The following is an 11,922-nucleotide window of genomic DNA, read 5'->3' as shown; positions in this document are numbered from 1 at the left end:
TGCGACATGAGCGTGTGGTGCTACGGAGGAGCCGGGCGGCCCGGGGGAGGGGTGGCCGGACCGCCCGGCAGTCTGCGGAGGGACTCAGGAGGGGCTGAACGTGAGCACGAGCTGGGGCCGGTAGTCCTCGGTGCCGACCTCGCTCGACCACAGCCACAGCGCGTCCGCGCCCGTACTGGTCAGCGCCACCGACGACGACGACCCGAGCAGAGCACTCAACTGGCCCGGGTTGAGGGTCACTTCGTAGTCCGTCGACACCGCGTTGGGCGCGGCCAGCGTGCCCAGCACGGTCGAGGACAGAGCCGGCCGGTTCGCGTAGGTGACCCCCGCCTCGGTCCAGTCCCCGGTCACCGGCACCACGTCGAACGAGTCGGCCGACCCGGCCGTCGACAGCGAGGTGGTCCGCAGCCGCAGCACCGCGCCCGTCAGCTCCGTACCGCTGGGTGCGGCCGGCAGCTCGAAGCGCAGATAGCTGAGGTACGCGGCGCTGCCGCGTACCGCGAGCGACGTCGCCGTCCCGTAGTTGGTGCCCGTCGCCGAGCCGTTGACGTACGAGTCCTCGGTCGCCGTGAGCGTGACGGAGGACTCCTCGCCCCCGCCACCGCCCGCACCGGTGCCGAGCGCGTAGTGCCCGGCGACCTGATCGGCGGTGAGCGCGGTCGGGTAGATGGCCGTCTCGTCCACCGTGCCCGCGAAGTACGCGCTGGTCGGGTTGTCGGTCCAGCCGCTGAGGCTGTCCCCGCCGACCCGCCAGTAGCCGCTGTAGCTCAGCGACGCGGGCGCGGTGTTGCTGCCGACGGCTGCCCCGTCCACGTACAGGGTGATGCCGTCGGCGCCCTGGGTGGCCACGACGTGGTGCCAGGCGCCGTCGTTGTACGCGGCCGTGGACTCCACGACCGTACGGGTGCCCCCGCCTCCGCCGCCGGGACCGCCCCCGCCGCCGCCCGTGCCGAAGGCGAGGCGGCCGTCGTCGGTCATGTAGACGGCCTTGTCGGCCGAGCGGCTCTGGTAGGTCCCGGAGCCGATGTTGTCGCCGAAGCCCAGGATCCGGCCGCCGGTGGTGGTCGTGGTCCTGATCCAGGTCTCCTCGCTGTACGTCGTCGGCGCGTCGTGCCGCTGGTCGCTGTAGACGTACTCGGAGCTGCCGTTGAGCGTGACCGCCGTGCTCGCGCCCGGCACCGCGCCGGACTGGGCGTAGGTCGGCGTGCTCACGTAGACGCCGCTGTCGTCGGAGCCGCTGCTGTCCGAGGCGAGGACCCCGGAGGTCTCGTCGTAGCGCCAGTACAGCTCGGCCCCGTCGGACCGCACCTGCTCGGCGTACGCGGTGGTGGCCGTGGCCGCGGTGGCGGTACGGGCGGTGGACAGGGCGGTGGTGTGGGTGCCGTCGCTCGCCGTGATCCGGTACGAGTACGTGGTGCCCGCGACCACCGAGGTGTCGGTGAAGGCGAGCTGCGGGCGGGACCAGGGCAGCGAGTAGCCGGTCGTGGTGTGGATCGGCGTGGCCGAGCCGTTGCGGTAGACGTTGTAGGTGAGCAGGCCGTCGTCCAGGTCCTCGCTGGCCTGCCAGCGCACCTTGATCGCCCCCGGACCCTCACTCGTCGCCCAGGCGACCGGAGTCGACGGTGCGTCACTGTTGGCGGTGTCGGTGCCGAACCGGGTCAGGCTCTGCTGGGCGACGCCGTTGACGGTGGTGAACTCGCCGGACGCCCACAGATACGTTCCGGCGCTCGTGTCGGAGAGCGTCAGCGCGCGCGGGCCGAGCTGCTCGCCGGTGCCCTCGTTGGTGTCGGGGAACCAGGGGAGCAGCGTCGGGTCGTCCACCGACTCGGCGGTGAAGTGCTTGCGCTCGACGTTGGCGAACTCGCCCATGCTGGAGCAGTCGTGGTTGTGGTTGCCGGCGTAGAGCACGCTCTGGTAGACCACCAGCGCCTGGTCGGCGCCCTGGCAGGTGTCCCGCCAGCGCTCGCTCCAGTCGCCGGTGTTCAGCGCGAGGCGCCCGTCGAAGGAGGCGCCGCCCATGCCTTCGCCGGCCGCATAGACCCCGGTGCCGTCGGTGACCAGGTCCTTGATGACGGCGGTGGCGGGGACGAAGCCGCTCGGGTAGGTCTTGGTCAGCGAGGCGTCCGAGGCGGAGACCACGGCGAGGGCGTGCGAGTCCTGGCCGTCGACCGTGGTGAAGTCACCGGCCAGGACCACCTGGCTGCCGTCCTGCGTGACCTGGATCGCGCGGCCCGACAGATCGGCGTCGGCGGTCCAGGAGGTCAGCGCCCCGGCCGTGGTGAGCGCGGCGAACCTGGCGCGGGCGGTGCCGCGCGCGGTGGTGAAGTCGCCGCCCACATAGACGGTGTTGCCGTCCGGGGACACGTCGATCGCCCGTACGGTCGAGTTGAAGGCGGGGTTGAAGGCCGACTTGACGGTGCAGGTGGCGATGTCGATCGCGGCCAGGCCGTTGAGTCCGCTGACCGAGCCCGCCGAGGTGAAGTAGCCGCCCGCGTACAGCGTCTTCTTGTCCGGCGACACGGCCAGGGCCCGTACGGTGGCGGTGCCGGAGGTCCGGGTGAACGACAGGCTGCACGAGGTCGGCGCCCCCGTCGCCGCGTTGAACGCCGCGAAGTTGACGGCGGACGTCTCGCCCGAGCCGGCCGCCGAGCCCGGCGGCCGGATGGCGGAGAAGGTGCCGCCGGCGAAGACCACGCCGTTCGCCTCGGCCAGCGACCACACGATGCCGTTGGTCTGATACGTCGACAGGTCGTCGGCGGTGAACGCCACCGGCGAGGTGACAGCGGCGGCCTGCGGAGCCGTGGCCACCGCACCGCCGAGCAGCCCGGCGGTCAGGGCGAGTACGGAGCCGAGCGCGCCGCCGAGGGCGCGGCGGGCGCGTCTCATCTGTCCACCCGGACCGAGGCGCCGGCCAGCTCGTTCTCCAGCTTGCGCACATCGGCGTCGACCATGATCCGGGCCAGCTCGCCCACCTTCACCGAGGGTTTCCAGCCCAGCAGCTCCTCCGCCTTGGAGGCGTCCCCGATCAGCGCGTCGACCTCGCTCGGGCGCTCGTACTTGGGGTCGTAACGCACGAACTGGGTCCAGTCCAGACCCACATGGGCGAAGGCCACCTCCAGGAACTGCCGTACGCTGGCCGCCTCACCGGTCGCGACCACGTAGTCGTCCGGCTGGTCCCGCTGGAGCATGCGCCACATCGCCTCGACGTACTCGGGCGCGTATCCCCAGTCGCGCACCGCGTCGAGGTTGCCGAGGTAGAGACGGTCCTGCAGGCCGGCCTGGATCCGGGCGACCGCACGGGTGATCTTGCGGGTCACGAAGGTCTCCCCGCGGCGCGGGGACTCGTGGTTGAAGAGGATGCCGTTGACCGCGAACATGTCGTACGCCTCGCGGTAGTTGACGGTCGTCCAGTAGCCGAAGACCTTCGCGCAGCCGTACGGGCTGCGCGGATGGAACGGCGTGTCCTCGTTCTGCGGCGGCGGGGTCGAGCCGTACATCTCCGAGGACGAGGCCTGGTAGAGGCGGGTCTCGATGCCGCTCGCCCGGACCGCCTCAAGCAGCCTGATGGCGCTCAGCCCGGTCACGTCGCCGGTGTACAGCGGCGCGTCGAACGAGACCCGGACGTGGGACTGCGCGCCGAGGTTGTACACCTCGTCGGGCCTGAGGTCCCGCAGCAGGTTCACCAGCGCCACCCCGTCCGAGAGGTCCGCGTGGTGCAGGACGAAGGATCGCTCCGGCTGGTCGGGTCCCTGGTAGATGTGGTCGATCCGCTCGGTGTTGAAGCTCGACGACCGGCGTATCAGGCCGTGCACGGTGTAGCCCTTGCCCAGCAACAGCTCCGCCAGATACGAGCCGTCCTGACCGGTCACCCCGGTGATGAGTGCCGACTTGCCCATTCGTACCCCCCTCTGACGCGACACAACAGGCCGCGTTTTCATATGAATTGGACCAACTTCTTGCAGAACGTCCCCTGGGTGTGGTCGTCGCTGGCACAATCCGCGCCATGACTGCTGACCCTTCGCCCAAGCCCACGCCCCCCTTGCTCCCGCGCCCGGCCCGGGTGTTCGTCGCGGGCCATCGCGGCCTGGTCGGTTCCGCGGTGGTACGCCGGCTCGAAGCCGACGGACACGAGGTGCTCACCCGCGGCCGGGACCAGCTCGATCTGCGCGACGCCGCGCGGACCGAGGCCTTTCTGCGCGACGTCCGCCCGGACGCCGTCGTGCTGGCCGCCGCCAAGGTCGGCGGGATCATGGCCAACAGCACCTACCCGGTGCAGTTCCTGGAGGACAACCTGCGGATACAGCTGAGCGTCATCGCCGGCGCGCACAGTGCCGCGGTGCCGCGGCTGCTCTTCCTCGGCTCGTCCTGCATCTACCCGAAGCTCGCCGAGCAGCCGATCCGCGAGGAGTCCCTGCTCACCGGGGCACTGGAGCCGACCAACGAGGCGTACGCCATCGCCAAGATCGCCGGCATCACCCAGGTCCAGTCGTACCGCCGCCAGTACGGCGCCGCGTACATCAGCGCCATGCCCACCAATCTCTACGGCCCCGGAGACAACTTCGACCTGGCCACCTCGCATGTGCTGCCCGCCCTGATCCGGCGCTTCCACGAGGCCCGCGCCGCCGGGGCGCCCGAGGTCGTGCTGTGGGGCACCGGAACCCCGCGCCGGGAGTTCCTGCACGTCGACGACGTGGCCGCGGCCTGCGCCCTGCTCCTGGACCGCTACGACGCCGACGGGCCGGTCAACATCGGCTGCGGCGAGGACCTCCCGATCAGCGAACTCGCGGCAGTCGTCCGCGAGGTGACGGGCTACCAGGGAGAGATCGTGTGGGACACGAGCAAGCCGGACGGCACCCCGCGCAAACTCCTCGACGTCTCCCGGCTGACCGCGCTCGGCTTCAAGCCCGCCGTCGCCCTGCGTGACGGAATCGCCTCGACGTACGCGTGGTGGCTGGGGCAGCAGACCGGCTGACCGGTCTCCTCCCGCGCCACTGTCGTCGTTCTCCCGCACTCCGGTACGGGTGCGGGAGAACGACGACAGTGCCCCGGGCCGCGCCGGACCGAGGTGACCGCTCATCGGCGGATCCCCTCAGTACGCCCCGCGGCCGTCGACGACGGCGCGCAGGGTGCGGGTCATGATCTCCACGTCGGTGGCCACCGACCAGTTGTCCACGTACCAGAGGTCGAGCGCCACCGTCTCGTCCCAGGACAGGTCGGAGCGCCCGCTGACCTGCCACAGCCCGGTCATGCCCGGCTTGACGGAGAGACGCCGCAGCTCGGTGCGGTTGTAGCGGGCGACCTCCTCGGGCAGCGGCGGACGCGGGCCGATCAGGGACATGTCACCACGAAGGACATTGAAGAGCTGCGGCAGCTCGTCCAGGGACAGCCGGCGCAGCGCACCGCCGAGCCGAGTGACGCGCGGGTCGCGGCGCATCTTGAACATGTGCCCGTCGTGCTGGTTGGCCCCGGCCCGGGCGAGCTCGGCCCGGCGGGCCTCCGCGTCGACGACCATCGTGCGGAACTTCCACATCGTGAACGGCCCCCCGCCCAGCCCGCAGCGCGTCTGCCGATGGAAGACGGGGCCGGGCGACGAGCAGCGGACCGCCACCGCCAGCGCCCCGAACAGTGGCGCCAGCAGTATGAGCCCGACCGTGGCCCCCGCCCGGTCGAGGAGCGACTTCAGCCACGGCTGCCCGCCCTCCTGCGCGGGCGGCGCCACCTGCAGCAGCGTCAGCCCCGCCGCCGAGGTGGGCCGTACCCGGGCCTGGGCGACCTCCGTGAGTCCCGGCACCACGGCGAGCTGCAGTCCGGCGCCGTGCAGCGCCCACGACACGTGCCGCAGCCGTTCGCCGGCCATCAGCGGCCCCGGCGCCACCAGTGCGACGTCCGCCTCGGAGGCCTCCACGGCCCGCAGGACGACATCCGCGTCCTGCGTGAGGTCGGCAGGGAAGGCCGCCAGCCGCCCGGGGGCGGGCATCCCGCACCCCAGGGACTGGAAGCCGACCGGCACCACACCCACCACCACATACGGGTGATCCGTGCGGGCGGCGAGCCGTCCCACGACGTGGTCCACGGCGGTCGGCTCGCCCACCACCAGGGCCCGGCGCACCGCCCGCGCCTGCCGGCGCTGCCGGTTGAGATGCAGCCGGGTCACCGGCGCGACCGTGGCCGTCAGCGCCAGTCCCGGCATCAGCGAGGCCAGGGCGAGGGTGGGCCGAGGCCCGTTCTGCACATCGGAGAGGATCAGCGCCAGCGCCAGGACCCCGGCCAGCAGCACCCAGTCCCGCACGGCGGCCAGCACACCCCACGACTCCCCGAGGCGCTGGGCCGCGTACCGGCGTCGTAGGGTCCGGATGACCGCCCACACGCCGGCGCCGACCAGGCCGCCGATCACCGGCACGTCCTGTCCGTCCGCCTCCAGGGCCGCGGCGAGCGGAACCCCGATTCCGCAGGCGTCGGTGACGACCGTGAGCGGCCGGTACCAGCGGGCCTTTCCGTCTCCCGTGCGGGCCTTCGGCCCGGCCCGGTCCGGCTTCGGTCCGGCCGCGCCGTCCTCGTCCGCGACCGCGACCGCCCGGTCCGGGCCGCCCGCCCCCGCGCGATTCCTCTCTTCTCCCGGTCCCCCGGTCGTCTCCGCCCCCGGTTCCCCAGCGGATTCCGACACGCCGACATCCCGCATGTGCCCCCCAGCCATACGCCGCCGTCACAAGCCGCAGCCGCCCATCGAACTTCCCCATCGGGCGAATGTGGCCAAGTGATCGAGGACCTTAGGTCACAGCTGTGGTTGTTGGCTGGAGTTTTCGTGGAATTCACAGAAATCTGGTGGAGAAGTTGATGGTGTTCCTTCACGTAATCATCACGTGATGGTTCGAGAAACCGCACGGAAACGGAGGGCGGTCCCCTGGGTGAACGTGCGCCAGGGGTGGTGGGTCCGCCCGGTATCGGGTACATACGATCAAGTAGCACCAGTCAGTAACAGACGGCACTCAAGATCCCTGTTTACGGCGAGGTGAGCCTTATGCCCGAACCACCGACCAAACCCACCGTCACGGAACGTGAGGCACGTCAGGTGGCGGAGGCCGCCCGGGAGCAGGACTGGCGCAAGCCCAGCTTCGCCAAGGAACTGTTCCTGGGCCGCCTCCGGCTCGACCTCATCCACCCCCACCCCCTGCCCGCCGACGAGGACGTACAGCGCGGCGAGGAGTTCCTCGCCAAGCTCCGCGACTTCTGCGAGACACGGATCGACTCGGCGCGCATCGAGCGGGACGCGCAGATCCCGGACGAGGTGATCGACGGGCTCAAGGAGCTCGGCGCCCTCGGCATGAAGATCGACACCAAGTACGGCGGCCTCGGCCTGACCCAGGTCTACTACAACAAGGCCCTCGCCCTGGCCGGCTCCGCGAACCCGGCGATCGGCGCGCTGCTCTCCGCCCATCAGTCGATCGGCGTACCGCAGCCGCTGAAACTCTTCGGCACCCAGGAGCAGAAGGACACCTTCCTGCCGCGCTGCGCCCGCACCGACATCTCCGCCTTCCTGCTGACCGAACCGGACGTCGGCTCCGACCCGGCCCGGCTGGCCACGAGCGCGGTCCCGGACGGGGACGACTACGTCCTCGACGGGGTGAAACTGTGGACGACCAACGGGGTGGTCGCCGACCTCCTCGTCGTCATGGCCCGGGTGCCGAAGTCCGAGGGACACAAGGGCGGCATCACCGCCTTCGTCGTGGAGTCCGCCTCCGAGGGCGTCACCGTCGAGAACCGCAACGCCTTCATGGGCCTGCGCGGCCTCGAGAACGGCGTCACCCGCTTCCACCGGGTGCGCGTCCCGGCCGCGAACCGCATCGGCCCGGAGGGAGCGGGCCTCAAGATCGCCCTCACCACTTTGAACACCGGGCGGCTGTCCCTGCCCGCCATGTGCGTCGGCGCCGGCAAATGGTGCCTGAAGATCGCCCGCGAGTGGTCGGGCGTACGGGAGCAGTGGGGCAAGCCGGTCGCGCTGCACGAGGCCGTCGGCTCGAAGATCAGCTTCATCGCCGCCACGACCTTCGCCCTGGAGGCCGTACTCGACCTCTCCTCCCAGATGGCCGACGAGAACCGCAACGACATCCGCATCGAGGCCGCCCTCGCCAAGCTCTACGGCTCGGAGATGGCGTGGCTCATGGCCGACGAACTGGTCCAGATCCGCGGCGGCCGGGGCTTCGAGACGGCCGCGTCACTGGCGGCCCGCGGAGAACGGGCGGTCCCCGCCGAGCAGATCCTGCGCGACCTGCGGATCAACCGCATCTTCGAAGGCTCGACCGAGATCATGCACCTGCTGATCGCGCGCGAGGCGGTCGACGCCCACCTGTCGGTGGCGGGCGACCTCATCGACCCCGAGAAGTCCCTCTCCGACAAGGCGAAGGCAGGCGCGAACGCGGGCGTCTTCTACGCCAAATGGCTCCCCAAGCTGGTCGCGGGCCCCGGCCAACTCCCCTCCTCCTACACCGAGTTCAAGCAGGAGGTGGACCTCTCCACCCACCTGCGCTACGTCGAACGCCACGCCCGCAAGCTCGCCCGCTCCACGTTCTACGCCATGTCCCGCTGGCAGGGCCGCATGGAGACCAAGCAGGGCTTCCTGGGGCGCGTCGTCGACATCGGCGCGGAGCTGTTCGCGATGAGCGCGGCCTGCGTCCGCGCCGAGCTGCTGCGCAGCCAGGGCGACCACGGCCGCGAGGCCTACCAGCTCGCCGACGCGTTCTGCCGCCAGTCCCGCATCCGCGTCGAGGAACTCTTCGACCGCCTGTGGACCAACACCGACGACCTCGACCGCAAGGTCGTCAAGGGCGTCCTCGCGGGCACCTACGAGTGGCTCGAACAAGGCATCGTCGACCCGTCGGGAGACGGCCCCTGGATCGCCGACGCGACGCCCGGACCGAGCGAACGGGAGAACGTCCACCGCCCCATCCGCTGACGCGGGCGCGGGGCGCCCCGCGGCTCGACGGTCGCCGCGACCGCCGAGCCGCAGGGCCGCAGGGCCACGAGAGGGACGCCCTGTCCTGCCGGGCGGCCGTTGCGGCCACAATGGGGGGATGAGCGACAGCCCAGCCCCTCTCGCAGACCCGCACCTCGTCTACGACCCCGTCTCCCCGGACGGTCCGCGGGACGTGGTGATCCTCGGCTCCACCGGTTCGATCGGCACCCAGGCGATCGACCTCGTCCTGCGCAACCCCGGCCGTTTCCGGGTCACCGCCCTGTCCGCCGCCGGCGGACGGGTCGAGCTGCTGGCCGAGCAGGCCCACCGGCTGCGGGTGCGTACGGTCGCCGTGGCCCGCGAGGACGCCGTACCGGCGCTGCGCGAGGCGCTCGCCGCACGGTACGGGGCGGGGGAGCCGCTCCCCGAGATACTCGCCGGGCCGGACGCGGCCACGCAGCTCGCCGCCTCCGACTGCCACACCGTCCTGAACGGCATCACCGGCTCCATCGGCCTGGCCCCGACCCTCGCCGCCCTGGAGGCCGGCCGCACCCTCGCGCTGGCCAACAAGGAGTCGCTCATCGTCGGCGGCCCCCTGGTCAAGGCGCTCGCCAAGCCCGGCCAGATCATCCCGGTCGACTCCGAGCACGCCGCCCTCTTCCAGGCGCTGGCGGCCGGCACCCGGGCCGACGTACGCAAGCTCGTCGTCACCGCCTCCGGCGGCCCCTTCCGCGGCCGGACCAAGGCGGAACTGGCGAACGTCACCGTCGAGGACGCCCTCGCGCACCCCACCTGGGCCATGGGCCCGGTGATCACGATCAACTCCGCGACCCTCGTCAACAAGGGTCTCGAAGTCATCGAGGCGCACCTCCTGTACGACATTCCCTTCGACCGCATTGAGGTCGTCGTACACCCCCAGTCGTATGTTCACTCGATGGTTGAGTTCACGGACGGATCCACCCTCGCCCAGGCGACGCCCCCGGACATGCGCGGGCCGATCGCCATCGGCCTGGGCTGGCCGGAACGCGTCCCGGACGCGGCGCCCGCCTTCGACTGGAGCAGGGCCTCGACCTGGGAGTTCTTCCCGCTCGACGACGAGGCCTTCCCCTCGGTCGGCCTCGCCCGGCACGTCGGGCAGCTCGCGGGCACGGCCCCGGCGGTGTTCAATGCCGCCAACGAGGAATGCGTAGAGGCGTTCCGCAGCGGCGCGCTGCCGTTCAACGGAATCATGGAGACGGTGACACGGGTGGTCGAGGAGCACGGTACGCCGCGTACGGGAACCTCACTGACCGTGTCGGACGTCCTCGAAGCGGAGGCCTGGGCCCGTGCCCGGGCCGGGGAACTGACAGCACAGACGACGGCGACCGCGGAGGCCCGTGCATGACGACCCTGATGATGATCCTCGGCATAGTCGTCTTCGTGGTCGGCCTGCTGGTCTCGATCGCCTGGCACGAGCTGGGGCATCTCTCCACGGCCAAGCTCTTCGGCATCCGGGTGCCGCAGTACATGGTCGGCTTCGGCCCGACCATCTGGTCGCGGAAGAAGGGCGAGACCGAGTACGGCGTCAAGGCCGTCCCGTTCGGCGGCTACATCCGCATGATCGGCATGTTCCCGCCCGGCGACGACGGCCGGATCACCGCCCGCTCCACCTCGCCGTGGCGCGGAATGATAGAGGACGCCCGCTCCGCCGCCTTCGAGGAGCTCGAGCCGGGCGACGAAACCCGCCTCTTCTACACGCGCAAGCCGTGGAAGCGGGTCATCGTGATGTTCGCGGGCCCCTTCATGAACCTGATCCTGGCGGTGGCGCTGTTCCTCACCGTCCTGATGGGCTTCGGCATCTCCCAGCAGACCACCACCGTCAGCTCGGTCTCCGAGTGCGTCATCGCGCAGAGCCAGAACCGCGACACCTGCAAGGACTCCGACGCGCCCGCCCCGGCCGCGGCGGCGGGCCTGAAGGCCGGCGACAAGATCGTCTCCTTCGGCGGAGTGAAGACGGACGACTGGAACCAGCTCTCCGACCTCATCCGCGCCGCCCCCGGCAAGGAGGTGCCGATCGTCGTCGACCGCAAGGGCCAGGAAGTCACCCTCCAGGCGAAGATCGCCACCAACCAGGTCGCCAAGAAGGACTCCAGCGGCCAGATCGTCCAGGGCCAGTACGTCACCGCCGGCTTCCTCGGCTTCAGCGCCGCCACCGGCGTCGTACACCAGGACTTCGGCGAGTCCCTGACATGGATGGGCGACCGGCTCGGCGAGGCCGTCGACTCCATCGCGAGCCTGCCCGGCAAGATCCCGGCCCTGTGGAACGCGGCCTTCGACGGCGCCCCGCGCGAGGCCGACTCCCCGATGGGCGTGGTCGGCGCGGCCCGCGTCGGCGGCGAGATCTTCACCCTGGACATCCCGCCGACCCAGCAGCTCGCCATGGCGCTGATGCTGGTCGCGGGCTTCAACCTGTCCCTGTTCCTCTTCAACATGCTCCCGCTGCTCCCGCTCGACGGCGGGCACATCGCGGGCGCGCTGTGGGAGTCACTGCGACGCAAGGCGGCGCAGGTGCTGCGCCGGCCGGACCCGGGTCCGTTCGACGTGGCGAAGCTGATGCCGGTGGCTTATGTGGTGGCCGGGGTCTTTATCTGCTTCACGATCTTGGTCTTGATCGCAGATGTCGTTAATCCGGTCAAGATCAGCTGACAATCGGCCGTTCTCTGCCACTGTCGCTGTGATCGATCCCGCGCCCTTCACTCGCGTGACTCGCACGAGTGAAGGGCGCGGATTGCTGAGACGCTCTGCTGAATGTCCGACGTGGGGCCGGGCACGGCGGGTGGCCAACCAGGGAGCATGTCCGCTGGTGCGGCTACCATGTCCGGCTCCCGGCAACGGGACGCCAATGAGTGGACCGCTGCAACGCCGTGTGCTTCCGTTCATGTCCGTGCCGTAATCTCGAAGCCTGGAGCCCGACGCTGACGGGACCGGACCTT

7 protein-coding genes are annotated in these 11,922 nt (G+C 70.8%); 4 read left to right on the top strand and 3 right to left on the bottom strand.

The window, feature by feature from the left end; genetic code table 11:
• Positions 1-84: 84 nt before the first annotated feature.
• Entirely contained in the window at positions 85-2,886 is a 2,802-nt protein-coding gene (locus tag ABT114_RS24010) for a CBM96 family carbohydrate-binding protein (protein ID WP_351144899.1), read from the bottom strand.
• Positions 2,883-3,896 (bottom strand): GDP-mannose 4,6-dehydratase, encoded by a 1,014-nt coding sequence (gene gmd, locus ABT114_RS24005; protein WP_351144898.1) that lies wholly within the window; start codon positions 3,894-3,896, stop codon positions 2,883-2,885. Before gmd ends, ABT114_RS24010 begins: the two co-directional genes overlap by 4 nt.
• Positions 3,897-4,003: 107 nt before the next feature.
• Here gmd and ABT114_RS24000 point away from each other — a divergent pair, with 107 nt between their 5' ends.
• On the top strand, positions 4,004-4,972 hold the full coding sequence (locus tag ABT114_RS24000; RefSeq protein ID WP_351144897.1) for a GDP-L-fucose synthase family protein: 969 nt from the start codon (positions 4,004-4,006) through the stop codon (positions 4,970-4,972).
• A gap of 117 nt (positions 4,973-5,089) precedes the next feature.
• On the opposite strand, the gene ABT114_RS23995 is transcribed toward ABT114_RS24000, so the two are convergent.
• Positions 5,090-6,664 (bottom strand): sugar transferase, encoded by a 1,575-nt coding sequence (locus ABT114_RS23995; protein ID WP_351144896.1) that lies wholly within the window; start codon positions 6,662-6,664, stop codon positions 5,090-5,092.
• Between the two features lie 354 nt (positions 6,665-7,018).
• Here ABT114_RS23995 and ABT114_RS23990 point away from each other — a divergent pair, with 354 nt between their 5' ends.
• The 3 genes from ABT114_RS23990 to ABT114_RS23980 all read left to right on the top strand — a co-directional run bounded on the left by ABT114_RS23990 (position 7,019) and on the right by ABT114_RS23980 (position 11,635).
• On the top strand, positions 7,019-8,950 hold the full coding sequence (locus tag ABT114_RS23990) for an acyl-CoA dehydrogenase family protein (RefSeq protein ID WP_351144895.1): 1,932 nt from the start codon (positions 7,019-7,021) through the stop codon (positions 8,948-8,950).
• Positions 8,951-9,068: 118 nt separating this feature from the next.
• Entirely contained in the window at positions 9,069-10,334 is a 1,266-nt protein-coding gene (gene dxr, locus ABT114_RS23985; protein ID WP_351144894.1) for a 1-deoxy-D-xylulose-5-phosphate reductoisomerase, read from the top strand.
• Positions 10,331-11,635: a M50 family metallopeptidase gene (locus ABT114_RS23980; RefSeq protein ID WP_502988373.1), complete on the top strand. Its 1,305-nt coding sequence runs from the start codon at positions 10,331-10,333 to the stop codon at positions 11,633-11,635. The genes dxr and ABT114_RS23980 overlap by 4 nt, the downstream gene beginning before the upstream one ends.
• Positions 11,636-11,922: the final 287 nt, after the last annotated feature.

The sequence above is a fragment of the Streptomyces sp. NPDC002088 genome, assembly GCF_040296605.1.
Lineage (GTDB): Bacteria > Actinomycetota > Actinomycetes > Streptomycetales > Streptomycetaceae > Streptomyces.
The sequence above is the reverse complement of the archived record's forward strand: the minus strand, read 5'-3'. Positions and strand labels throughout refer to the sequence as shown.

What these genes read in the sequence shown, in the direction of transcription:
- ABT114_RS24010 (WP_351144899.1), bottom strand. Translation starts at nt 2,886, where the DNA reads ATGAGACGCGCCCGCCGCGCCCTCGGCGGCGCGCTCGGCTCCGTACTC.
- gmd (WP_351144898.1), bottom strand. Translation starts at nt 3,896, where the DNA reads ATGGGCAAGTCGGCACTCATCACCGGGGTGACCGGTCAGGACGGCTCG.
- ABT114_RS24000 (WP_351144897.1), top strand. Translation starts at nt 4,004, where the DNA reads ATGACTGCTGACCCTTCGCCCAAGCCCACGCCCCCCTTGCTCCCGCGC.
- ABT114_RS23990 (WP_351144895.1), top strand. Translation starts at nt 7,019, where the DNA reads ATGCCCGAACCACCGACCAAACCCACCGTCACGGAACGTGAGGCACGT.
- dxr (WP_351144894.1), top strand. Translation starts at nt 9,069, where the DNA reads ATGAGCGACAGCCCAGCCCCTCTCGCAGACCCGCACCTCGTCTACGAC.
- ABT114_RS23980 (WP_502988373.1), top strand. Translation starts at nt 10,331, where the DNA reads ATGACGACCCTGATGATGATCCTCGGCATAGTCGTCTTCGTGGTCGGC.